19 protein-coding genes, 3 tRNA genes, 2 rRNA genes and 1 pseudogene are annotated in these 22,671 nt (G+C 57.2%); 24 read left to right on the plus strand and 1 reads right to left on the minus strand.

The window, feature by feature from the left end; genetic code table 11:
* Window positions 1-81: 81 nt before the first annotated feature.
* From ABNV41_RS00670 to ABNV41_RS00750, 17 genes and pseudogenes are all read left to right on the plus strand, one after another.
* A tRNA-Ile gene (locus tag ABNV41_RS00670) sits at window positions 82-158 on the plus strand.
* A gap of 24 nt (window positions 159-182) precedes the next feature.
* Window positions 183-258, plus strand: a tRNA-Ala gene (locus ABNV41_RS00675).
* Window positions 259-589: 331 nt separating this feature from the next.
* A 23S ribosomal RNA gene (locus tag ABNV41_RS00680) occupies window positions 590-3,332 on the plus strand.
* 108 nt (window positions 3,333-3,440) lie between these two features.
* Window positions 3,441-3,556 (plus strand): 5S ribosomal RNA (rrf, locus tag ABNV41_RS00685).
* Window positions 3,557-3,611: 55 nt separating this feature from the next.
* A tRNA-Met gene (locus tag ABNV41_RS00690) sits at window positions 3,612-3,688 on the plus strand.
* Window positions 3,689-4,101: 413 nt separating this feature from the next.
* A complete protein-coding gene (locus tag ABNV41_RS00695) occupies window positions 4,102-6,513 on the plus strand; it encodes a recombinase (RefSeq protein WP_349934840.1) in 2,412 nt (803 codons plus the stop codon).
* Between the two features lie 259 nt (window positions 6,514-6,772).
* On the plus strand, window positions 6,773-8,305 hold the full coding sequence (locus ABNV41_RS00700; RefSeq protein WP_349934841.1) for a hypothetical protein: 1,533 nt from the start codon (window positions 6,773-6,775) through the stop codon (window positions 8,303-8,305).
* A gap of 43 nt (window positions 8,306-8,348) precedes the next feature.
* Entirely contained in the window at window positions 8,349-9,296 is a 948-nt protein-coding gene (locus ABNV41_RS00705; protein ID WP_349934842.1) for a CBASS oligonucleotide cyclase, read from the plus strand.
* A 5-nt stretch (window positions 9,297-9,301) separates the two neighbouring features.
* Window positions 9,302-9,790, plus strand: a complete 489-nt coding sequence (locus ABNV41_RS00710; protein WP_349934843.1) for a hypothetical protein — start codon at window positions 9,302-9,304, stop codon at window positions 9,788-9,790.
* Window positions 9,787-10,683, plus strand: a complete 897-nt coding sequence (locus ABNV41_RS00715) for an ATP-binding protein (RefSeq protein ID WP_349934844.1) — start codon at window positions 9,787-9,789, stop codon at window positions 10,681-10,683. Before ABNV41_RS00710 ends, ABNV41_RS00715 begins: the two co-directional genes overlap by 4 nt.
* A gap of 27 nt (window positions 10,684-10,710) precedes the next feature.
* Complete coding sequence (locus ABNV41_RS00720) at window positions 10,711-11,265, plus strand: 3'-5' exonuclease (RefSeq protein WP_349934845.1); 555 nt, start codon at window positions 10,711-10,713, stop codon at window positions 11,263-11,265.
* A 175-nt stretch (window positions 11,266-11,440) separates the two neighbouring features.
* A pseudogene (locus ABNV41_RS00725) lies at window positions 11,441-11,686 on the plus strand (ParB/RepB/Spo0J family partition protein); the annotation flags it as partial.
* A gap of 98 nt (window positions 11,687-11,784) precedes the next feature.
* Window positions 11,785-12,144, plus strand: a complete 360-nt coding sequence (gene tnpA, locus ABNV41_RS00730; protein WP_012812356.1) for an IS66-like element accessory protein TnpA — start codon at window positions 11,785-11,787, stop codon at window positions 12,142-12,144.
* On the plus strand, window positions 12,141-12,488 hold the full coding sequence (gene tnpB, locus ABNV41_RS00735; protein ID WP_012812355.1) for an IS66 family insertion sequence element accessory protein TnpB: 348 nt from the start codon (window positions 12,141-12,143) through the stop codon (window positions 12,486-12,488). Before tnpA ends, tnpB begins: the two co-directional genes overlap by 4 nt.
* A gap of 63 nt (window positions 12,489-12,551) precedes the next feature.
* Window positions 12,552-14,162: an IS66 family transposase gene (gene tnpC, locus ABNV41_RS00740; RefSeq protein WP_349934665.1), complete on the plus strand. Its 1,611-nt coding sequence runs from the start codon at window positions 12,552-12,554 to the stop codon at window positions 14,160-14,162.
* Complete coding sequence (locus ABNV41_RS00745; RefSeq protein WP_349935079.1) at window positions 14,137-16,032, plus strand: chromosome partitioning protein ParB; 1,896 nt, start codon at window positions 14,137-14,139, stop codon at window positions 16,030-16,032. Before tnpC ends, ABNV41_RS00745 begins: the two co-directional genes overlap by 26 nt.
* 138 nt (window positions 16,033-16,170) lie before the next feature.
* Entirely contained in the window at window positions 16,171-17,373 is a 1,203-nt protein-coding gene (locus ABNV41_RS00750; protein WP_349934846.1) for a DUF932 domain-containing protein, read from the plus strand.
* A gap of 77 nt (window positions 17,374-17,450) precedes the next feature.
* Here the strand turns inward: ABNV41_RS00750 and ABNV41_RS00755 are convergent, their stop codons facing one another.
* Window positions 17,451-17,726 carry an HU family DNA-binding protein gene (locus ABNV41_RS00755; protein ID WP_061276630.1) on the minus strand — a complete coding sequence of 92 codons (276 nt, stop codon included), beginning with the start codon at window positions 17,724-17,726 and terminating at the stop codon, window positions 17,451-17,453.
* Window positions 17,727-17,815: 89 nt separating this feature from the next.
* On the opposite strand from ABNV41_RS00755, the gene ABNV41_RS00760 reads away from it, so the two are divergent.
* From ABNV41_RS00760 to ABNV41_RS00790, 7 genes are all read left to right on the plus strand, one after another.
* Complete coding sequence (locus ABNV41_RS00760; protein WP_349934847.1) at window positions 17,816-18,895, plus strand: toprim domain-containing protein; 1,080 nt, start codon at window positions 17,816-17,818, stop codon at window positions 18,893-18,895.
* Window positions 18,896-19,209: 314 nt separating this feature from the next.
* On the plus strand, window positions 19,210-20,145 hold the full coding sequence (locus tag ABNV41_RS00765; protein WP_349934848.1) for a DUF2493 domain-containing protein: 936 nt from the start codon (window positions 19,210-19,212) through the stop codon (window positions 20,143-20,145).
* A 526-nt stretch (window positions 20,146-20,671) separates the two neighbouring features.
* Window positions 20,672-20,887 (plus strand): hypothetical protein, encoded by a 216-nt coding sequence (locus tag ABNV41_RS00770; RefSeq protein WP_041247388.1) that lies wholly within the window; start codon window positions 20,672-20,674, stop codon window positions 20,885-20,887.
* An 18-nt stretch (window positions 20,888-20,905) separates the two neighbouring features.
* Window positions 20,906-21,229, plus strand: coding sequence for a DUF736 domain-containing protein (locus ABNV41_RS00775; protein ID WP_006560122.1), 324 nt, complete (start codon window positions 20,906-20,908; stop codon window positions 21,227-21,229).
* 340 nt (window positions 21,230-21,569) lie between these two features.
* On the plus strand, window positions 21,570-21,710 hold the full coding sequence (locus ABNV41_RS00780) for a hypothetical protein (protein ID WP_349935119.1): 141 nt from the start codon (window positions 21,570-21,572) through the stop codon (window positions 21,708-21,710).
* A 182-nt stretch (window positions 21,711-21,892) separates the two neighbouring features.
* Complete coding sequence (locus ABNV41_RS00785; protein WP_061275917.1) at window positions 21,893-22,177, plus strand: hypothetical protein; 285 nt, start codon at window positions 21,893-21,895, stop codon at window positions 22,175-22,177.
* A 129-nt stretch (window positions 22,178-22,306) separates the two neighbouring features.
* On the plus strand, window positions 22,307-22,570 hold the full coding sequence (locus ABNV41_RS00790; protein WP_349934849.1) for a DUF2285 domain-containing protein: 264 nt from the start codon (window positions 22,307-22,309) through the stop codon (window positions 22,568-22,570).
* Window positions 22,571-22,671: the final 101 nt, after the last annotated feature.

Raw genomic sequence — 22,671 nt, forward strand, 5'->3', positions numbered from 1 at the left:
AACATATCCCTTTCTGCAACAGATGTCTGAGTGATTTGGGCTGATGCGTTTTGTATCGTCTGGGTTATTCAGTCGGGTTTTGGGCTAGTAGCTCAGTTGGTTAGAGCACACGCTTGATAAGCGTGGGGTCGGAGGTTCAAGTCCTCCCTGGCCCACCACCATTTGAGACTGCCGGTTCCTATGGGGGCGTAGCTCAGCTGGGAGAGCACCTGCTTTGCAAGCAGGGGGTCGTCGGTTCGAACCCGTCCGTCTCCACCAAGGATCCAGAGTGGTTTTGTGGTGTTGAGAGTATCTGTTGCAAGGGAGTTTGTGGATCGGACTTCATTTATGCGGCGCTGCGATAGCGGCACGTATGATTGTGTGTCTGGTGTTGATCTTTGTCAGTGTGAATCGGTTGGTGCGCGTCTGGGCGTATCAGAAATGTGGGTTGGTCTGACCCGTATTGAGTAGAGAGATTTACTCATGCGTTAAGCATTTCTGGTGTAAGCGTTCAGAAGCGTTTTGAAGAAGTAGACGTACTCGGATGCGTCATGCTTTGGAGCTGTTTGTATCTGCGTTTGTAGGTATGGATGGTTTCTGTGCATGGGGTGAGTGAGTATGAGAAGGGCATTCGGTGGATGCCTTGGCACTAGGAGGCGACGAAGGACGTAGCACGCTGCGATAAGCTGTGGGGAGCCGCGAGCAGGCATTGATCCGCAGATTTCCGAATGGGGCAACCCACCCAGCGATGGGTATCGTGATCTGAATACATAGGGTTACGAGGCGAACCCGGGGAATTGAAACATCTCAGTACCTGGAGGAAAAGACATCAATTGAGATTCTGCTAGTAGTGGCGAGCGAACGCGGAACAGGCCAGTCATTTTTGAAGAAGAAGCAGAACAGTCTGGAAAGGCTGACCACAGTGGGTGATAGTCCCGTATGTGTAGTGTCTTTGAGAATGCTTGAGTAGGGCGGGGCACGTGAAACCCTGTCTGAACATGGGGGGACCACCCTCCAAGCCTAAATACTCCCTAGTGACCGATAGCGAACAAGTACCGTGAGGGAAAGGTGAAAAGCACCCCGACGAGGGGAGTGAAAGAGACCTGAAACCGGATGCCTACAAGCAGTCGGAGCCTCTTATGGGGTGACGGCGTACCTTTTGTATAATGGGTCAGCGAGTTTCTGTTTGCAGCGAGCTTAAGCCGATAGGTGTAGGCGTAGCGAAAGCGAGTCTGAATAGGGCGCATAGTTGCTGGCAGAAGACCCGAAACCGAGTGATCTAGCCATGGCCAGGCTGAAGGTGCGGTAACACGCACTGGAGGGCCGAACCCACGCCTGTTGAAAAAGTCGGGGATGAGCTGTGGCTAGGGGTGAAAGGCCAATCAAACTCGGAGATAGCTGGTTCTCCGCGAAATCTATTGAGGTAGACCGTCAGGTGGTTACCCCGGGGGGTAGAGCACTGGATGGGCTAGGGGGGCCCAAAGCCTTACCAAACCCAACCAAACTCCGAATACCCGGAAGTATAGCCTGGCAGACAGACAGTGGGTGCTAAGGTCCATTGTCGAGAGGGAAACAGCCCAGACCACCAGCTAAGGCCCCCAAATCGTGGCTAAGTGGGAAAGGATGTGGGGATTCCATAACAACCAGGAGGTTGGCTTAGAAGCAGCCATCCTTTAAAGAAAGCGTAATAGCTCACTGGTCTAATAGAAACCCTGCGCCGAAAATGTAACGGGGCTCAAGCCACGTGCCGAAGCTGTGGGTGCATATCTATGATATGCGCGGTAGCGGAGCGTTCCGTAAGTCTGTGAAGGAGACGGGGTGACCCTCTCTGGAGATATCGGAAGTGCGAATGCTGACATGAGTAGCGACAAACAGTGCGAGAAACACTGTCGCCGAAAGTCCAAGGGTTCCTGCGCAAGGTTAATCCACGCAGGGTTAGTCGGCCCCTAAGGCGAGGGCGAGAGCCGTAGTCGATGGGAAACAGGTGAATATTCCTGTACCTGCCAGAAGTGACGAATGCGATATGTTGTCAGGTCTTAACGGATTGACCTGGCTTTTGGAGCATTCCAGGAAATAGCTCTGGCGTATAGACCGTACCCGAAACCGACACAGGTGGACTGGTAGAGAATACCAAGGCGCTTGAGAGAACGATGCTGAAGGAACTAGGCAAATTGCTCGTGTAACTTCGGGATAAGCGAGACCCGTTGGTGGGCAACCATTGGCGGGTGGCACAGACCAGGGGGTAGCGACTGTTTATTAAAAACACAGGACTCTGCGAAGTCGAAAGACGACGTATAGGGTCTGACGCCTGCCCGGTGCCGGAAGGTTAAGAGGAGGTGTGAGAGCGCTGAATTGAAGCCCCGGTAAACGGCGGCCGTAACTATAACGGTCCTAAGGTAGCGAAATTCCTTGTCGGGTAAGTTCCGACCTGCACGAATGGCGTAACGACTTCCCCGCTGTCTCCAGCATCGGCTCAGCGAAATTGAATTCCCCGTGAAGATGCGGGGTATCCGCGGTCAGACGGAAAGACCCTATGAACCTTTACTGCAGCTTTACAGTGGCATCAGAGACATTCTGTGTAGGATAGGTGGGAGGCTTTGAAGCAGGGGCGCCAGTTCCTGTGGAGCCATCCTTGAAATACCACCCTGAATTTTTCTGATGTCTAACCGTGGTCAGTTAGCCTGATCCGGGACCCTGTATGGTGGGCAGTTTGACTGGGGCGGTCGCCTCCCAAAGTGTAACGGAGGCGCGCGATGGTGGGCTCAGGCCGGTCGGAAACCGGCTGTTGAGTGCAATGGCATAAGCCCGCCTGACTGCGAGAGTGACAGCTCGAGCAGAGACGAAAGTCGGCCATAGTGATCCGGTGGTCCCGCGTGGAAGGGCCATCGCTCAACGGATAAAAGGTACTCTAGGGATAACAGGCTGATCTCCCCCAAGAGTCCACATCGACGGGGAGGTTTGGCACCTCGATGTCGGCTCATCACATCCTGGGGCTGGAGCAGGTCCCAAGGGTTCGGCTGTTCGCCGATTAAAGTGGTACGTGAGCTGGGTTTAGAACGTCGTGAGACAGTTCGGTCCCTATCTGCCGTGGATGTTGGAGACTTGAGAGGATTTGTCCCTAGTACGAGAGGACCGGGATGAACATACCTCTGGTGCACCGGTTGTCGCGCCAGCGGCACCGCCGGGTAGCTAAGTATGGAAGGGATAACCGCTGAAAGCATCTAAGCGGGAAACCCACCTCAAAACTAGGTCTCCCTGAGGGTCGTGGTAGACCACCACGTTAATAGGCCAGGTGTGAAAGCGTGGTAACACGTGCAGCTAACTGGTCCTAATCACCCAATAGGCTCACTCTCTTACTGTCCCCTTAAAAGGACGGCCCGTGCACAGAAATCATCCATATAACGCCTACTTCTTCATAACCAACCGTCCTCCACACACCCCTTACAGGGTGGACTGGATGACCTGGTGGCCATGGCGGGGAGAGATCCACCCGATCCCATCCCGAACTCGGCCGTGAAAACCCCCAGCGCCTATGATACTGTGGCTTAAGCCACGGGAAAGTCGGTCGCCGCCAGGTCTTCCAATCCACCCTATACAAATCTTACCCCTACAAATTTCAACACATCTTCAACCGCGGGGTGGAGCAGCCCGGTAGCTCGTCAGGCTCATAACCTGAAGGCCGCAGGTTCAAATCCTGCCCCCGCAACCAAATCTTATCCAATATCATCAGCATGTTAAGCCGCCCGTAAGGGCGGCTTTCTGCGTTTGGGATATACGCGCAGGATGCGTATAGGATGCAACTGGGAGTGAAACTCCAGCGTAGTTCGGGCTGATTTCACGTGTGCGTGATCATTGTCGCATGGCCTCCAGGCCCGGCCACGTCGCCGCTAGGGCGTTCGAAGCGACTGACCTGATTCTCCTGGCAGGCAGGTCAGCAGAAACCCAAAAAAAATCAGGTCGCAGATCAAGGAAAACTGCGGGTGACAGCGATCAGGACGGTGCGGCCCGCTATTTTCTGCGTGCAAGGCACAACATCTGGTGTAACCATGTATCCATATACACAATATGAGCGAAATGGCGCCGAAAACGGGACCACGCTCGCCTGCAGGATGGAGCCGGTGCATGGACGGAGATTTCTCGCTGTTTACGGGCGGGCAGGGTGGTCGCAAGGCTGTTCGCGACCCGTTTGAAGGGGCATTCGGCACCCGACCTGTTGCGGCGCGACCACTGGATCGCGGAATGGGAGAGGCGGTCGGTCGCCGGACCGTGTTCCGTCCTTCCGACCGGGAGGATTTCGGGTGCGTGGCGGACCGTGTGGCCGAAGGCAATGCCGGGTTGCTGGCCACGGTTGGTGATGCGGAGATCATGCAACTCCGCAATGCCATCGCAACCGGGGCGCTCCTTACTTCGGGTCGTCACCTCCAGCATGGTGACAGCACGCAGCCCGGGCGGAACATGGAAATGTTCACCAACTGCGCCACGGCCATCTGCTCCTTTGCGAAATTCTACCTGTTGCTCAACGGCTCCGGCGTCGGACGGGCCTATGATGATGAGCTGTGTGTGGTGGATTGGGGTCAGGCCCCGGACGTGAAATTCGTCCTGTCGCCTGACCATCCGGACTACCCGCATGATCGCGCCAGCCTGCTGCGCTTTGGTCTTGATATGCAGATCCTGCCCTGGGGTATGGCGCTGGAAGTCTTCGATGCGGATAGGGAGGTGCAGGTTCGCGCCTTTCTGGCTGAAACCGTGCTGACTCGCCCTCCCGAGGGCAACGATCTCCTGCACGTCATCGAGGACAGCCGGGAAGGCTGGGGCAAAGCGGTCGAGACGATCGAGGCAATGGCTTTCCGTGGTGAGCGTGATCGTACGCTGGTGCTGGATTTCAGCGCCATCCGCTGTGCCGGCAGCCCGATTGCGGGCATGCAGGGGCGACCTGCTTCGGGACCAGTCTCGTTGCTGCGTGGGCTGCTCAATCTGCGTCAGCACGTGATCGAAGCCGCGCGTGCAGGCGCAATGCCGCTATGGGAACAGGCGCTGCGGGTGGATCATTATCTGTCGGTCGAGGTGCAGGTTGGGGGTGCACGCCGAGCCGCGCGCATGGCCACCAAGTCATGGCGGGATGTGGATGTGTTGTGCTTCATCCGCGCCAAGGAGGAAGGCGGCCTGTGGACCGCCAACCACTCTGTCATGGTGGATGCCGAATTCTGGGACTATGTGAACGACCCCGCGAAGACCGGCCCGTTGGCCAACCACGCCCGCATGGTGTTTGCGGAAGCCACCCGGTGCGCATGGGTCAATGGTGAGCCCGGCTTTATCAACGGTGACCAGCTGGAAGATAACCGAACCGGCAGCGCACGGCTCAAGCAGGTGCGTGCGGATGGACGGGATTTTCGCTCGCATCGCTATCAGGCAACCGAAGGGGCCGAGCTGCTGGCCGATCTGGCGCAGCGAGCCACGTCCGCACATTTCCCGGTCACGACTAACCCCTGCGGCGAGATCACGCTCCACGTTACGGGTGGTTATTGTGTGATTGGCGATTTCGCTCCGCTGCTGGCCTGTCCGGTGGCGCCAGAGGAAGTGATGCCCGGTCGGGTCTCAGCTGAAACGGCGGACATATGGGATGCCCGCGTGCGGGATTCCGTGCGGCTGGGCGTGCGCTTCCTGCTGCGTGCCAACCGCATGGACGCGCTGTATGGCGAGGAAGTGCGACGGACCAACCGGATTGGTATCGGCCCGACCGGCCTGCACGAATGGGCATGGGTGCGTTTCGGTCTCGACTTTCATGATTTGCTGGACGAGGAGCGTGCCGCTCCCTTCTGGAACGCTGTGCGCGAACTCTCTACCATCGCCAAAAGCGAGGTGAATGCCTATGCGCTTGAGACCGGCACCTCCCAGCCGGTTACGGTCACAACGGTCAAGCCCGCTGGCACCACATCCAAACTGTTTGGTCTGACCGAAGGCGCGCATCTGCCTGCACGGCGGCAATATCTTCGCTGGGTGCAGTTCAAGGGCGTGCGGCGCGAGGACGACGGCACATGGGAAGCGGGAACCGACCCGTTGCTGCCTGCTTACGAGCACAAGGGCTATCCTGTGCGCTCGTTGCGAAGTTTTCCCGGCATGAGCATTGTGGGCTTTCCCACCGTGCCACGTATCCAGCGTCTTGGAATGGGCGAGCGCGTGGTCACTGCCCCTGAAGCCACGCCGGAGCAGCAGTATCGGTGGCTGGAACTGCTGGAGAAATACTGGATCGGGGCGGAGCAGGGCAATCAGGTGTCCTACACGCTCAAGATCTATACCGACCGGCATGATCTTGACGGTTTTCGCGCCATGGTCGCGGCCAATCAGTCGCATGTGCGTTGCTGCGCCGTGCTGCCCAGCCGCCCGGATTCCGGCCTTGGCTATGAATACCTGCCGGAGGAGGAGGTCACGGCAGGGAAATTCGCAGCTATCACCGCCATGATTCAGGATGATGAGGTGCGTGAAGTGGTGGACTGGGCGCATCTGCAATGTGCCAGCGGTGTCTGCCCGATCTGAGGGGGCCTCAGGTCGGACACTCGTCGCCCGAGGTTTTTGCTTTGCACATCAACAAGGGATACAATCACTCACCAATCCTCGCTCAAAAGGTAGTGTCGTAAGAGACTTTATCAAAGATAATATTTTGAAAGAGGTATTGAAATTTAAAAAATATTCCCAATTATCTATAGGTTGGTTCTTTCGATATTGTTTCGCAATAAAGATCAATTTCGATTTGGTCTTTTGTGAAATTATATATAAAATTTAAGTGAGATGAATTATGATAAGTTCTTCTATGCTGTCTTCAAGTTATATTTTGCTTGCTGGAAGTATATCAAATACCACCGAAAACGATCTTATTGATCGGGCGCATGAATTCGTCAATACATTTGTCGAGAAAGTCATTGATGCTGGTGGTGGTTTTGTAATTTACGTGGCTGCGGAGCCTGTTAATGGAGATAACAAACCGCTGCTATTCGACTGGACGATAGCTAAGGCCGTCGACAGATTGATTCCAGGTGACAGTCAGAAAATTCGTTTGAGAATTGTAGCATCGTGGGATCGCTTGCAAGCGAAGGCCAATCCCGAACAGCGCAAACTGCTCTTGGGAATGGTTGCGCGTGGTGTTGCGGAAATTGTCCCTCTCGAAGAAGATGTGGTGACGGGAGGTAATATCGGCGATGAGCAAGTTGAATATGCGACAGCCATGGTGGCGTTAGGCGGTGGAAAAGGCGTTCTGGACCGCGCGCGCAAAATGGTCAAAAAATTATTGCCTGTACTGCCGTTAGATTTGCAATTGGGGGCAAATAGTGAAGACGGCGCTGGCGCGCTTGGCGTATTAAAGAATTTCCTGGCTAACCCTCTGAGCTACATGCCGAATACCGGAAATAAAGTTGTCAAGTTTTTGCCCGCGTTGTCCTTGCAAGATCCCGTTCTGAGCTATTCTGAGATTAGTCAGCGTATCATTACAATTTTCTATGAAGAAGAGTTGGGCCGTATTGGTGCATTGCCCCCTGACGTCTTGGTGTTGACCGCTTTGGACATTGAATTGGCTGCAGCTAAGCAGGCATTGGGTATTGCAGAAGATGCTGAGTATGTGACCACGGAGCACGGTCTTCACGTTTGGAAAGCATCTGTTATCAAACGCGGTGGAAGCAAAACTGCTAGCTGCGTGGTAGCTTGCTTTGCAGGGGCCGGCAATGTAGACGCGGCCTCTGTGACTTCTATGCTCTTAGGGGAACTGAGGCCAACCAATGTAGTGATGCTGGGCATAGCGGCAGGTTTACGAGACAAATGCGCATTGGGAGAAGTCATTCTAGCAGAGCGTGTGGTTGCGTATGAAGGTGCTGCGCTTGTTGGAGGCGGGAAAGCCGAAGCGCGTCCTGAAATTGCCCGGTTGGAAATGCGTGTGCGTCAAGATCTTAGTTCTTATCTCTCTAATAGAATGGCCCTCCAAACTCGCCTTACAGATAGCTATAAGGCATTGGGCATTGAATTCCCCAGCGAAGTGGAGGCCGGCCCTGTTGCCCAAGGCGTAATGCCGAAGACAGCTACGGTTGCTAGTGGTGAAAAGTTGCTTCGCGATCCTGAAAAATTTCTAGGTCTGCGTGAACTTCACGGCAAGGTGGAGGTGGCCGAAATGGAAGCCGCCGGCCTTTTTGCTGCATGCGCGAACTTCGGTAAACCTGTCCTTATGGTGCGAGGTATTAGCGATTTTGGTGATTCGAAAAAAGATAACAGGTTCCACCTATTGGCGGCGAAAGCTGCGGCGGCAGTTGTTGTGGACTACATTGCGAACGGTATGACGCTGTAAATATGGAATAAAAATTTTCTACGTTGGTATAGAGAGTGAAAAAATGCCCTTGTCAAATAAAGACCTCGAATACTTTGACCATAATGTATTGCGTTTGCCAGGTGAAAAGCGCACTGAGTATCACGCGCAGGTTGATAACCTTGTAAGCGAGCTGAAAAAGCGCATTACGAATAAATCGGAGCTGAAAGTCACAAAAGTGGTGAAGGCTGGTTCGTTCGCCAAATACACTATTTTGCGTAACGTTGACGATTATCCGACCGATGTTGACGTTGTTTTTTATATTACAGGGGTAGAGGAAAATAGTAAATCTTATGAGGAACTTTGCAATCAAATTTACGAGCTTCTGATAGATATCTACCCAAGTAAGAAGGTTGATGATTTCAAAATCCAGCGTCGTGCCGCAACAGTGACCTTTGTGAAGAGCGGTCTCATTGTAGACGTTGTCCCGGTTCTGCAACATAGCACAGACATGGATCATGGCTGGCAATTCGACATTAAGAGTGGTGTTAAAAACCTTACCTGTGCCCCATGTCATATCGGGTTCATTCGTGCCCGGAAAGAGAAAGATAAACACTTTCGTACGTTGGTGCGCTTGGCGAAGCGCTGGAAGCATTTCCATGATATCCCTAGTCTAAAGTCTTTCCATATCGAGCTCATTATGGCTCACTTGGTTGATACAGAAGGTCCGGCAGAGAGTATCGAGAAGCGGTTTGGGGAATTCTTGCTTTACATTTCCCGAACTAAGTTAAGTGAGCGCATTGACTTCCCAGAAAATTCTAGAAAACGAGTGGTCAGTTTCAGCGATCCAGTTGTGATTATTGATCCGGTAAGTCCGGAAAACAACGTAGCGTCTCGTATCACGAAAGATGAACAGGAGCGTATTGCGAAAATTGCGGAAGATACGTGGGAAACAGCAGTCTACGCATCTGTCGAAAATAATGACGAGGTTTGGAAAGAAATTTTCGGCAACCGTTTTAAGACCAAGGATTAAAAGAAATGAGTACTTATTCCAGTACTGATACCTATACGGTCGCAGACGTTGAAAAGGTCATGCGCAGCGTTAAGGCTGACTTGATTATGATTGCAAAATCAACCAAAGCGATGACCGAGAATGACGCGGTAAATTATGCCCATGACATTGAAGTCTTAGCCAAGAAAAACCATCTCAGATATGCTGACGTGACACTCATGTGTGGGTCATCCGAGGTACGAGCTGTTAAATATGAATTTCAGACTGAGGATGCGACGGGAACGGAACGCCCTGGTGGGGTCTTATGGCCACTGACACCGGAAGACAAAGGGGGGTGGATTCGAATTTTTTTACAGTATACCGCCTCGTCATCGGCAGAAGAGCGTGCCAAGCTTCCCATGAAAATTTCTTGGAGCCCGTCGTCTACTGATACCAGTCATAAAGATCTGACCGTTTCTACTGGTCGAGGCTATAGCAGCAATGGATTTGGCACAAATAGGAAAGATTTTTCATGAACAACGTATCTGTGTTTGAAGAAAAAGTTAACCTACCTACGTTGCAGCTTGACGCTCAGGCGCAGAAATTGTTGGGGTTTGATGCACGTTATCTACGTATTCAAAAGCGCCTTCAACTCATTCTACACGCGAAGGAATTGGAACGGTGGAGCATGACCCATCACAAAAAACAACTCGCGATTATCGAACTGCTGAGTGATCAATATCCTTTGGCCATTTTCTATGGTGATGTTGGAACTGGGAAAACGGCAAATGCCGAAGCAATTGCAAACCGCTTGGCGCGGGATGCAAAAATACAAGATGCTATTCTTTTTAAGCTAAGTAATAAAGTTCGTGGAACCGGTAGAGTCGGCGAAATGGGTACTCTTATTACGCAGGCTTTCGATGATATTACTAGAGCCATCGGGCCAGGTAAGGGGCGAGCGTTTCTGATTATCGACGAAGGTGATTCATTAGGAGCATCTCGCAGTCAGGACCATAGTCACCATGAAGATAAGGTGGGGGTAAATACGCTTATTCAATCCATCGATAACATGCGGAAGCATGGTGGACGTATTTTCGTCATTCTTTGTACAAATCGTTTGGGAGCATTAGATGCCGCAGTTATTCGTCGCGCATCGATCGTCGAGAATTTTGAACGACCTTCCGATGTTGAGCGGCATGAACTGTTCACCAGAGACCTAGGTGATCTAGGGATTTCTGCCAGCGAGATTGAGAAACTTGTCAAGGCGACCGCAGCGACGGATACTCAGCCAGCTTGGACGTACTCTGACATTCGGACACGCTTGTATCCGACTGCTATGTCACTGGCGTTTCCGGATTCGCCATTGGCGGTGAAGCACTTCTATCAAGCTGTTGCAGAATTAGGACCATCGCCTGTGATGGAAGGGTGATTCAATAAGGCTTGCTGGAGCAAGACAATGAGCAAAAAGCATGAAGTCTTTATTTCAGTCGACATTGAAACTGCAGGGCCTCTCGTCGGTGAACATAGTATGCTTACGGTGGGTGCATGCTTGGTATATCAACCTGAGGTCTCCTTCTCGGTAATGCTGAAGCCAATTAGCGAGAAATCGGTCGCGTCAGCTCTGGAAGTCACTGGATTGACGTTGGAAAAGGCTGCGAAAGAAGGTTTATTACCAGCCGATGCCATGTCGAAGTTTGGTATATGGATCGATAAGAACTTGCCTGAAGGTGGTGTTCCAGTATTTGTGGGATTGAATGCGCCATTTGATTGGGGGTTTATAAACTATTATTTCTTAAAATACTTGGGTAATAATCCATTCGGCTTTACAGCGTTAGATATCAAAGCTCTTTTCATGGGCGTTATAGGATGCTCGTGGTACGATACTCGGTCTAGTGCTATTGATAAAGTTGTGCATCCAACTCAGAAGGGAGATCATGATGCCCTTCATGATGCTAGGTATCAGGCTGAACTTTTCCGGTTGATCTATGGATTAAGTAAGAAATCTAAATAATAAATGATATTTTAGGTATATATTTCATATTTATTTAGTGTTGTTGCCAATACATGCCAGTCGGGGACGGATTGGCTTGGGGGAGGTCATTAGAGTCAAAGGGCTGCGCGGATTTTCGTGACGGGTTGAGAGGGTGGGAGAGAGTCTCCTGTCCGCCCGTCATGGAGTTTTCGTCATGGCGACCGCCATTCCCAAAATCACCCTGAGTTCGTCCCGTGACATCCCGTTCAACCGGCTGGTGCTGTCCCAGTCCAACGTGCGTCGTGTGAAGTCCGGCCTGTCGATTGAGGAACTGGCCCGCGACATCGAGCGCCGAGGGCTGCTGCAGAGCCTGAACGTCCGGCCCGTCCTTGACGGCGAAGGGGCCGAGACCGGCAGCTATGAAGTGCCCGCCGGTGGGCGTCGTTTCCGTGCTCTTGAACGTAAGCGGCCGCTTGAGACCGCCTTATGAGTGAGGATTGTGCCTGGTAAGTTACCGTCGTTAACGACGTCGTTATTGACGTTGTTTGGGAGGTAGCTATGGCTCAAGAAATCCTGATTGGCGTTGAACGCCGTCGCCGCTGGTCGGATGAACGCAAGCTTGCGATACTGGCTGAAGTTGGTGTGGACGGGGCAAGTGTATCGGATGTGGCCCGTCGGCATGACCTGACCCGTCAACATCTTTACCAATGGCGGACGTCTTTCCGCCAAAGACTGTCTTCCCCGGATCAGTCTGTGGCGTTTGTTCCTGTCGCTGCAGTGAAGACACCTGCTCTGGTCTCTGGCGATGATAATGAAGGGCTGGCCATTATGCTGCGTAATGGCCGCAGTATCAGGGTGAGTGGACATCCTGCAGAAGAGTTTCTGGCGAAGATCATCCGGATTGCCGAGACAGCATGATTGGCGTGGGCAACGGTGTGCGCGTCTATCTGGCCTGCGGGGTTACGGATATGCGCAAGGGGATATCGGGTCTGGCTGCACTGGCACAGGACGTGCTGCGTCAGAACCCGACATCAGGGGCGCTCTTTGCCTTTCGTGGTCGCCGTGGGGACAGGATCAAGCTTCTGATGTGGGACGGTCAGGGGTTCTGTCTTTATTACAAGGTTCTTGAGAAGGGACGTTTTCCATGGCCCTCGCCGGCAGAGGGCGTTGCACGCCTGACAGCCGCACAGATGGCCATGCTGTGGGAAGGCATGGAGTGGAGACGACCTTCCTGGTCTGCGCCACCGTCTCGCGTGGCCTGATTTTTATGACGTGATCATGCAGAACCTTTTGTCTTTTATTGGGTTTTCTGCTATTTTTTCATAATGACGCATGCGCCCGCGGTCCTGCCTGATGATCCGGATATCCTGAGGGAAATGATTGTTTCCCTGCAGACTGAAGTGGCTCGGCTTTCCGCTTCAGCCCGTGCGTATGAAGCTCTTGTCCAGTCTCTCAAAATCCGGATCGCGCGTCTTCAGAAACAGAAATTCGGGGCCAGTTCAGAAAAGATAGACCGTGAGATTGAACAGCTCGAACTGCTTCTTGAAGATGTGAAAATCGCCATCGCGGCAGCCGATCCTTCTCCTGACATCAGGGAGCACGATGACAGCGATGGTGTGGTCTTTTCCCCCAGACGGCGCGGCAAACCAAAGGTTTCCGACACGACACCACGGGAGCGTATTGTTCTCGACCCGGGCGAGGCCTGTCCCGCCTGTGGCGGTCCCCTACGCCTCGTTGGCGAAGATGTCACCGAAATACTGGACTTTATTGCGGCAAAACTGAAAGTTGTCGAAACGGCACGGCTGAAGAAATCCTGCCGTCATTGCGAAACAATGGTACAGCCTGAAGCACCGTCGCGCCCTGTCCCACGGGGCATGGCTGGCCCCGGGCTGCTGGCCCATATCCTGGTCTCAAAATTCGATGATCACATTCCGCTTTATCGTCAGAATGAGATCTTTTCCCGTCAGGGTGTGGACATTCCCCGTTCAACCCTGATCGACTGGTGTGGTCAGGCCGTTGCCGTTCTGCGTCCTCTCACAGATCTGATCCGTCAGGATGTCGTAAAGGCAGACCTGCTGCATGCCGATGATACACCCATCCAGGTTCTTGATCCTCGCCTGCGTCAGGCTGGGAAACCACGTGGTGTGAAGGAAGGGCGGATCTGGACCTATCTGCGCGATCCCCGCCCCTGGGGCGGGAGTGATCCGCCCGCCGTGGCCTACTGGTTCTCTCCCGATCGCAAGGGGATCAATCCCCAGACCCATCTGGCACAGTTCCGGGGCATTCTGCAGGCTGACGCCTACGCGGGGTTCAGGGATCTGTATAAACCCGATGCAACGGGAACCGTGCATGTGCGCGAAGCGGCCTGCTGGGCTCATCTCCGCAGGGCCTTCCATGATGTCTGGAAGGGCAGTGATTCGACAATCGCAAGGGAAGCACTCGAGCAGATCGGGGAACTCTACGATATCGAGCGGCAGCTCACCGGGTCTCCTGCTCCGTATCGTCTGGCTGTCCGACAGGAAAAAAGCCGCCCTCGTGTCACAGCATTCCACGCATGGTGCGAAACACAGCTCGCCCGTATCCCAGGCAAGGGGGAACTGGCAAAAGCAATCCGTTATGCGCTCAACCGGTGGGCAGCCTTTACCATCTTCCTCGAAGATGGTCGTGTTGCCATCGACAACAATCCTGCCGAACGGGCCATACGACCGGTATGCGTCGGGCGGAAAAACTATCTGTTTGCCGGTTCAGACGCCGGGGGCGACAACATCGCTGATGCCATGACGCTTATCGAAAGCGCAAAACTCTCAGGCATCAACCCGCACGATTACCTCGCCGACGTCCTGGCCCGTATCAACGAGCACAAGATCAATCGGCTCCACGAACTGTTGCCATGGAACTGGAAACCCGCGAATATACCGCATAGGCAGGCCGCATAATCAAGGCGGCCTAGAACGGCCGGTTACTCTTGAACTGCTGGTGAAGCAGAAGAAACTGGCGAAGACTGCCCCGGTGCCGTGCGTGGTGCGCGAGGCCGGATCGGCCATTCTCGCCGAGGATGATTCTCTGGCCGAAAACGTCCAGCGCGTGGCCCTGCACCCGCTGGACCAGTTCCGTGCTTTCCGTGACATGCTGGAAAAAGGCATGTCCGAGGAGGAAATCGCCGCCGCGTTCTTTGTCGCACCGGCCGTGGTCAGACAGCGTCTGCGGCTGATGACCGTGTCGGACAAATTGCTCGATGTTTATGAGCAGGACGGCATGCGTCTGGAGCAACTGATGGCCTTTTCCATCAGCGATGATCATGTCCGCCAGGAACAGGTCTGGGAGATCGTGGCCCAGAGCCATAACCGCGAACCCTACGTCATCCGCCGCATGCTGACGGAAAAAACCGTGCGGGCCTCGGATCGTCGCGTGCGCTTCGTGGGACTGGACGCCTATCTTGCCGCTGGTGGTCCTATTATGCGCGACCTGTTCGAGGCGGATGATGGCGGCTGGCTGCAGGATCCGGCCATTCTGGATCGGCTGGTCATGGAAAAGCTGCACGCAGCCGAAGAAGATATCCGCGCCGAAGGCTGGAAGTGGGTCGAAACTGCCCTGTCATTCCCATGGGGTCACACACGGCATTTCGCTGAGATCGACGGCACGGAAATGCCACTGACCGATGAAGAGGCAACTCGTCTCGAAGCCCTTCATGCCGAGCAGGAAACTATCGAGGCTGAATACGCCCAGGCTGATGAATACCCTGATAAGGTTGATGCAAGGCTGGGCGAGATCGAACGGGCCATTCTTGCCCTGGAAGAACGGCCCCTGACGTTCGATTCCGCTGACATGGCGCGGGCGGGGGCCTTCGTCAGCCTCGACAGTGATGGCACGCTGCAGGTGGAGCGCGGCTTCGTGCTGCCCGATGACATGCCGGTCGAGCCAGAAGAAGCCGATAATGCCGATGGTTCGGATGAATACGATCACCCCACGTATGATGGGCGGGATGAACGTATTGCTGATTATGGCGGCGATGCGGGCGGGGAGGGCAACACCATCTCTCCCGATGTCGAACCCGAGGAGGAAGACGGGATCAAACCACTGCCTGACCGGCTGCTCACCGAACTGACAGCCTGGCGCACGCTGGCCCTGCGGGACGCGTTTGCCAGTAACCCGCACATTGCCCTGACCGAATTTCTGCACACGCTGGTGCGTGATGTGTACTGGCAGACACCGGGTACGGATTGCCTTGAAGCCTATGTCCGCGAAATCTCCCTGCCGGTCCATTCGCCTGACATGCCGGGCAGTGTGCCGGCCCATGCGCTGCGCCAGCGCAATGACGGCTGGAAGCATGATCTGCCCGAGGACGAGGATGCGCTGTGGCGCTGGATCGACGGGCTGGACGATGCCAGCCGTATGGCGCTGCTGGCCCATTGCCTGTCCTTCGGGGTCAATGCGCTCTACGAGCGCATGCCCGCCTATGGCGCAGTGTCCCAGCGCAGCGTCACCGAACGTCTCAAGCGTGCAGACCGTCTGGCATCGGCCCTCGGCCTCGATCTGGTGGAGGCCGGCTGGCAGCCCTCGGTCGAGAACTATCTCGGCCGGGTGACCAAGGCCCGTATCCTCCAGGCAGTGCGGGAAGCACGCGGTGATGAGGCGGCTGACCGTATTGCCCACCTGAAAAAGCCCGACATGGCGCGCGAGGCCGAGCGGCTGCTCGATGGTTCGGGCTGGTTGCCCGAGGCATTGCGGACCGTGGGGCTGGCCGATCAGGCACAGGTTGAAACAGTGACGACAGGCGGGGATATGGAAGCCATTGCCGCCGAATAGTGCAATGGATTTTTGGAATGGTGAGACAGCGGCTTCCGGTGCCCGGAAGCCGCTTTTTTCATGTCCGGCGCCCCGGAAAGAGGGAGAGGTCGGCTTCGCCTTCTGTGCCGAATAACCGGCATCAGAGGAGAGTTTTCCATGACCACGACCACCATCCTGCCTCCTGTGTCCCGTGGCGCCGCGTCCAGCGGCTTCCGGATTGATCCCTCCCGTGGTACCCGCAGCGCCCGCGTATCGTCCGAATGGTTCTCCCGCCCTGATGATGAGCGCTACCTGTCGCTGTCCGATCTGCACGCCGCCACACTGGCGCGGGCGGATCGGGCCACCGCTCGTACGGTGGAAAGCCGCGCCATCCGCGTGGAGGCGTCGCGCGACAATGCCGAGCGCCTGACCCTGACCGTGCCAGGACAGAATGACCCGATCGCTCCCACACACTGGTCCTTTGGTCAGATGTGCAGTCTGGTTGGTGCCCCGTCGTCGTATCTCCGCAGTCTCCCGGCTCCACTGGCGGCGATCAACCTGCAGCACGGGCTGCTGTCGCACCGCGCCGAACTGGTCAAGACGCTGGAGACGGAAGACGGCCGCGTCGAGCTACGCGCCGTGACCGGTCCCGATTACGGCCGCATATGGGACCATGAACTGGTCGGAGCGGTGCGCAAGATCGCCGGTGACGGCACGGGCGATACCAACTGGAAGGTGCCGGGTATGATCGACTGGGCCACCATGACCCACAATCCCTATGTCGACATCACCAGGGAAACCACGACGCTCTACGCATCGGATCGCGATGTGTTTCTGTTCCTTGTCGACGACACCCACCCGATCGAAGCCGGGCGTCTGCCCAATGGCGATCCTGACCTCTATTTCCGGGGCTTCTATGCGTGGAATTCGGAAGTCGGCAGTAAGAGTCTTGGTATTGCGTCGTTTTATCTGCGCGGAGTGTGTCAAAACCGCCTTTTGTGGGGCGTCGAAAATTTCGAACAGATCACGATCCGGCATAGCAAGTTTGCTGCGTCTCGTTTCGTGCATCAGGCCACACCGGCGCTCCGGAATTTCGCCATGGCCAGTCCGGCGTCGTTCGTCTCTGGCATTCAGGCCTCGCGCCGGGCGCTGGTGGCCAGAACCGACGACGACCGCGAAAGTTTCCTGCGTCGTCGTGGGTTCTCCAAACCGGAAACTACAAAGATCATCGAAACGGTCTTGCATGAGGAAGGGCGCAAGCCTGAGAGCGTGTTTGATTTCGTGCAGGGGATTACAGCCCTGGCGCGGACAAAGACCAACCAGGACACGCGGCTGGATCTGGAGGGTAGGGCACGAAAGCTGATGGAGAAGGTCGGATGAACGCGACCGTCATCAGAAACCGGCATGATGGGGAAGGGGCGGCGGACAGGGTCCGCCGCCTTTTGCCTGTCGGCAGGTCAGTCGTTCAGGCTGTCCTTGAGCGCCTTGGCAGGCGTGAAGGCCAGCTTGCGCGAGGCTGCGATCTGGATGGTCGCACCCGTGGCCGGGTTGCGGCCTTCGCGGGCGGCGACTTCTTTCACCTTGAACTTGCCGAAGTTCGGCAGGGTGATTTCGTCACCGGCCTTGGCGGCGGCGGTCATCGCCTCGATCAGGGCGTCCAGCACCTTGCGGGTATCGGTTTTGCTCGTGTCGGTGGTGGTGGCGATATGATCGACCAGATCGGCAATCTTCATGAAACTATCCTTTTGCATTCGGGCCTGTGCCCGTTGCCTCTGCCGTTACGGGGGAATCATGGCGGCATCAAGCCTGCAGGGAGGGTGAGATGACAGATGCGCAGTCATGGGATGCTGGCGATCTGGCCCGCAGGCTGGCTGAAAATGCCGAGGCGGTCTGCCGGCATTACCTCTCGGCCGGGCGACGGCACGGCAATTACTGGCTGGTCGGGGATGTTCATAACACCCCGGGGCGGTCGCTCTATGTCCGCCTGCATGGTGGACCGGACGGGCGTGGCCGCGCGGGCAAATGGACGGATGGCGCGACGGGGCAGCATGGCGATCTGCTCGACATCATCCGTGAAAGCCTCGGGCTGCTGGATTTTCGCGATGTCGCCGACGAGGCTCGGCGCTTTCTCTGCCTGCCGCACTCCGAGCCACGATCGGCCCCTGATCGCGGCCGTGCCCATGCGTTCAGCCACGATACTTCGGGGCAGGCATCTGGCACCGCAGACGCCGCACGTCGGCTCTGGGCCATGTCCCGCCCGATTGCGGGCACACTGGTGGAAACCTGGCTGCGGCATCGTGACCTGACTCGCCTGACGGACCTGCCATCGCTGCGTTTCCATCCTGACTGCTATTATCGTGCCGATACCGACAGCGCGACCGAGACCTGGCCCGCGCTGATCGCCGCCGTGACCGACCCTGATAGCCGCGTTACAGGCGTGCATCGCACCTGGCTGGCGCGGGACGGAAAGGGCAAGGCCCCCGTCGCCATGTCCCGTCGGGCCATGGGCGACCTGCTCGGCAATGCCGTGCGCTTTGGCGCGGTGTCCGACGTTCTGGCGGCAGGCGAGGGCATCGAGACGGTGCTGTCGCTCCATGAGATCATGCCCGCTCTGCCACTGGCCGCCTGCCTGTCCTCGGCGCATCTCGCCGCCATGGCGTTTCCGGCCACGCTGCGCCGCCTCTACGTGCTGCGCGATGACGACCCGGCCGGAGACCATGCGGTGACGACCCTGCAGACCCGGTCGCACGAGGCCGGGATCGAGTGCCTTGTGCTGTCACCGCGTCTGGCGGATTTCAACGATGATCTCCGCTACCTCGGGCGTGGCGCAATGCGGGCGATCCTGCATCCCCAGCTTGCCCCGCGGGACGTGGCGCGGTTCCTGCATCCGGTCACGCACTGAGGCGGGCCGGGAAGGGGGTGTGAGGGGCATCTTCTTTCCGGTGTGGCGTGGGGCTGTCCCGTTTCCGGATGAGGCGCGCCCGCGGCCTTTCAGGAAGAGGAGCGGGCGTCAGCCAGACCGGGCCTGCAATGGCGGAGACGGCTATTTTCCGCCGCGCGTGCCGCGCTTTGCATCGCGAAGCAAAATTGCCGTCTCCCTGCCATCCTTCACTGCGTTCCGGCCGCGCGTTGCGCGGTTCCGGCCCGGCCCTCGTCTGCCGCTATCCGCCCCCGGAAAGGCCGCGAGGGGCGCGGCCAGAACCGGAGGACAGACCCATGACCCGTACACAGGACGATTTCGAACCCGCCCACGCTACCTCTTCCACCGCCCATGTGCTGACGGAACTCCAGCTTTACGGCCACCGTCCGTTTGAGGACGAGCCGGACCCGAGGCCGCTGCCTGACGCCAGCCAGATCGAGGGCGCGGTGGCCGACATCTTCGATGCCCTGTCCGCCACGTTGACGGACACGCGGCTGGAACCCGATCTCGAACCGCTGCTCTGGTCCACCGTCAATGTCTTTCACCGCATGGTCGGGCAGGTGGAACGTGAGCTTGATCGCAACGAGCAGGTGCAGAAGCGCAGCCAGCAGGAACAGGATGGTAGCGAAATCCGCTCGGTGGAACTGGAGCGCCTCATTGCCGAAGGGCTGACCCTGCTGGAACGACGCAACGCTTACGAGATCTTCCGCGACCTCGCCTGCGACCAGTTCGAACGCCTGACCATGTCGCCCTGGCGACCACACTCTGGCTCGCTGGTCAGCCGCAGCACGCTGACGGCGTCGATGATCGACAGCCGTGATTTCCTCAACGCCCGCAGGAAAGCTGAAACGGAGCTGCTGGTGCCGGCCGGCCCCAAGGTCGCGGTCACCGGTGGGCTCGACTACGAGGACCATGTCCTGATCTGGAAGCGTCTGGACAAGGTGCGTGAGAAGCATCCAGACATGGTGCTGCTGCATGGCGGCTCACCGAAGGGCGCGGAATTCATCGCCTCCCGCTGGGCCGATCACCGGCAGGTGGCGCAGATCGCCTTCAAGCCGGACTGGAACCGGCATGGCAAGGCCGCCCCGTTCCGGCGCAACGACGCCCTGCTGAAAGTCCTGCCTGTAGGCGTCATGGTGTTTCCGGGATCGGGCATTCAGGACAATCTGGCCGACAAGGCGAAACAGATGGGCATCCCGGTCTGGAGGTTCCAGAAAGGGAGTGGCGCGTGAGCGCCATTCCCATGACTGTTTCATGAAAGTGGCCTGACATCTGTTGCCAGATCCCTGAGCCGCAATGACGTCGGGCTCCCCAGGCCCTGCGCACCTGATGGCGGGAAGCACGTTCGCCTGTCACCCGGAAGACCCCACCCGGAGAACCGGCGGGACGGAGTTCGATGGCAGCCCCGTGCGTCTGCGGGGACGGTCCATGGGGGTGAAAAGCCCATGTCATCCCCATCGGTGAAAGGGCCGGGACGGCAGGCAGCGAACGAGGGATCATCCGGCCCGCTTTGAAAGGATGCGCCTGTGCCGGGAGCGGGGGCCTGTAGCGCTGCACGACGCAACCCTACCCATGAGCGGGTGAAAAGGCGGCGTAACATCGGGGACGGCAAAAACGACCACCGGACGGGGCCAGTTTCCCACAATGCCAGCGTGACAGTCTCGCGCCAGATCGCATCGTCCCCCACCTGACGGACCGGTCATGCCGGCATCGTATCTCCGGGGGGCTGTCGGATCCGCACACCATGGCCTCTGTCGGATGGCTGATCTAGCCGAAGACCGGCTGCGCCTCGATCGGCTGGCCGCAACGGCGTTCCAGAACTTTCTTCCCTTGACGGCTGCGCCGTCATTCCTCGCGAAACAAGAAAGTTCCGGCCCTGCCGTCCTCCGCTGCGCTGCGGCCCTGAAGGGTGCTCTGCCGCTCGCCTCCGGCTGGTCGATCGCCATCGAGGCCACGGTGGTCGCGGCCCGATAACAGCATGGAGATACGACAATGGCTAACATCGGTTCCTTCAAGAAGGTAGGCGAAGGCTTCGAAGGCGAAATCGTCACCCTGGCCCTGCAGGCCCGCAACGTCCGCCTGGTGGCCGAGACCAACCGCGCCAACGATAACGCCCCCAACTACCGCGTCTATCTCGGGCGCGTAGAACTGGGCGCCGCATGGACCCGCCGCTCCAGCGAAGGTCGCACCTATCTGAGCCTGAAGCTGGACGATCCCTCCTTCGCCGCCCCGATCTTCGCCAACCTGTTCACCGACGAGGAAGGCGAGGGCTACTCCCTGATCTGGACCCGGCCGCGCAGCCGGAACGGGGACTGAACCTCACACGACCAACCCCGCCCGGTCTCTCCGGGCGGGGCCTTCCGGGTCTTTTTTTCCCACATGCTCTTCCGGGGCGGGGGCGGCAGCCCTGGTCGCCCGACGTGAGGTGCAGGAGGAATACGAGGCTTTCCCTCAGCCTTCCCATTGTACCATGCGCGAGGGCGAACCGCGTCAAGGACGCGTGGTCCCCCCAATTTTGCCCGACGCACCCTTCGGGTACGCCAGACAAAATCGGCTCCCCCACGCGCCGGCAGGCCGGTCGCCTGACGGCGATCCCTGACCCGGTCCGCCCCGGCATGAGCCGTCCGTCCTGTCTTCGAGAAACGAAAGGAGCAGGATGATGACCACGCTACACGACCACATCCAGATGCTGCGCGCCGAACTGACCAGCTTTCACCTCAGCCGTCGCGAGCGCCGGCAGATCGAGCGCGAACTCAAGGAGGCGCTTGCCCGACGCGATGCCGAGCCCCCCGCCTGACGGGGGGCTTTTTTCTGGTCAGCCCGACGGTCTTGTCCGACAGGACTGGAGCCGCCTGAATGGTGCATGGACGCCGATTCCTTTTTCCCACCGTCCGGAAAGAACGATGTTGAATATTCATAAAGCGACTATTATAGTCGTATTTCTGGTGTGCAGGCCTTGCGTGGCGGATGTGATCGCGGATGATCACTGGCCGACAGGTAAGGGCGGCACGGGCACTTCTGAACTGGACACAGGAAAGGCTCGCTGAAAAAGCCCTCGTAGCATTGACCGCGCTCAAGCGCCTTGAATCTGAACGCGGTCTGGGCGTTCATGAAGGCACGATCGATCAGGTTCGTCGTGCGCTGGAAGCGGCGGGCATTCTGTTCATCGAGTCCGGACAGGGACGCGGCGTCATGTTTCTAAACGAGACTTCCGATATCCAGACGCGGCAGGGTAGGGGGCGTGGCCGAGCGGAATCCTCCTGATCCGTTCCGTGTGTGTCGTTTTTCCCCGTGAGCGCGCTGATTTCTGGTGGGGGCATGCGAACCGGGCCGGTCAGCAATCCCGATCTTTGTTATCGAACCGATCTGGCAGCGGTATCACGAGGAACCGCCATGACCGACCCGTCTTTCCTCGACCATCCTCCTCTCACCGAACGGGTGAACGCCTACGACGAAGCGCATCTCGGGCTCTACCTGCGCCTTCTGGTAGCGGACGAGGAAGGGGCGGACTGGCGCGAGGTCGTCGCGGTGCTGTTTGGCCTTGATCCCGTCTGTGAGCCCGAACGCGCCAAGGTGGTGCATGACAGGCATCTGGCACGGGCGCGCTGGATGACCGAAGCAGGTTTCCAGCATCTGTTGCAATCGCGCCTGCAATAGCCGGGCTTCGCCCCGGCTCCCGCATGCGCCCTGCGCTTCTCTCCCTGATAAAAAATCAGGGTCTATGCACTCCCGCTCCCGATCTGGCTGATGGAAGCTCC

It is taken from the genome of Acetobacter sp. A11-2, from assembly GCF_040208445.1.
GTDB lineage: Bacteria > Pseudomonadota > Alphaproteobacteria > Acetobacterales > Acetobacteraceae > Acetobacter > Acetobacter oryzoeni.

Coding starts and splice junctions, on each gene's coding strand:
- ABNV41_RS00695 (WP_349934840.1), top strand. CDS start 4,102: ATGGACGGAGATTTCTCGCTGTTTACGGGCGGGCAGGGTGGTCGCAAG.
- ABNV41_RS00765 (WP_349934848.1), top strand. CDS start 19,210: ATGACCCGTACACAGGACGATTTCGAACCCGCCCACGCTACCTCTTCC.
- tnpA (WP_012812356.1), top strand. CDS start 11,785: ATGGCTCAAGAAATCCTGATTGGCGTTGAACGCCGTCGCCGCTGGTCG.
- ABNV41_RS00780 (WP_349935119.1), top strand. CDS start 21,570: ATGATGACCACGCTACACGACCACATCCAGATGCTGCGCGCCGAACTG.
- ABNV41_RS00720 (WP_349934845.1), top strand. CDS start 10,711: ATGAGCAAAAAGCATGAAGTCTTTATTTCAGTCGACATTGAAACTGCA.
- ABNV41_RS00790 (WP_349934849.1), top strand. CDS start 22,307: ATGACCGACCCGTCTTTCCTCGACCATCCTCCTCTCACCGAACGGGTG.
- ABNV41_RS00750 (WP_349934846.1), top strand. CDS start 16,171: ATGACCACGACCACCATCCTGCCTCCTGTGTCCCGTGGCGCCGCGTCC.
- tnpB (WP_012812355.1), top strand. CDS start 12,141: ATGATTGGCGTGGGCAACGGTGTGCGCGTCTATCTGGCCTGCGGGGTT.
- ABNV41_RS00700 (WP_349934841.1), top strand. CDS start 6,773: ATGATAAGTTCTTCTATGCTGTCTTCAAGTTATATTTTGCTTGCTGGA.
- ABNV41_RS00775 (WP_006560122.1), top strand. CDS start 20,906: ATGGCTAACATCGGTTCCTTCAAGAAGGTAGGCGAAGGCTTCGAAGGC.
- ABNV41_RS00770 (WP_041247388.1), top strand. CDS start 20,672: ATGGCTGATCTAGCCGAAGACCGGCTGCGCCTCGATCGGCTGGCCGCA.
- ABNV41_RS00755 (WP_061276630.1), bottom strand. CDS start 17,726: ATGAAGATTGCCGATCTGGTCGATCATATCGCCACCACCACCGACACG.
- ABNV41_RS00715 (WP_349934844.1), top strand. CDS start 9,787: ATGAACAACGTATCTGTGTTTGAAGAAAAAGTTAACCTACCTACGTTG.
- ABNV41_RS00705 (WP_349934842.1), top strand. CDS start 8,349: ATGCCCTTGTCAAATAAAGACCTCGAATACTTTGACCATAATGTATTG.
- ABNV41_RS00760 (WP_349934847.1), top strand. CDS start 17,816: ATGACAGATGCGCAGTCATGGGATGCTGGCGATCTGGCCCGCAGGCTG.
- ABNV41_RS00785 (WP_061275917.1), top strand. CDS start 21,893: ATGATCACTGGCCGACAGGTAAGGGCGGCACGGGCACTTCTGAACTGG.
- tnpC (WP_349934665.1), top strand. CDS start 12,552: ATGACGCATGCGCCCGCGGTCCTGCCTGATGATCCGGATATCCTGAGG.
- ABNV41_RS00710 (WP_349934843.1), top strand. CDS start 9,302: ATGAGTACTTATTCCAGTACTGATACCTATACGGTCGCAGACGTTGAA.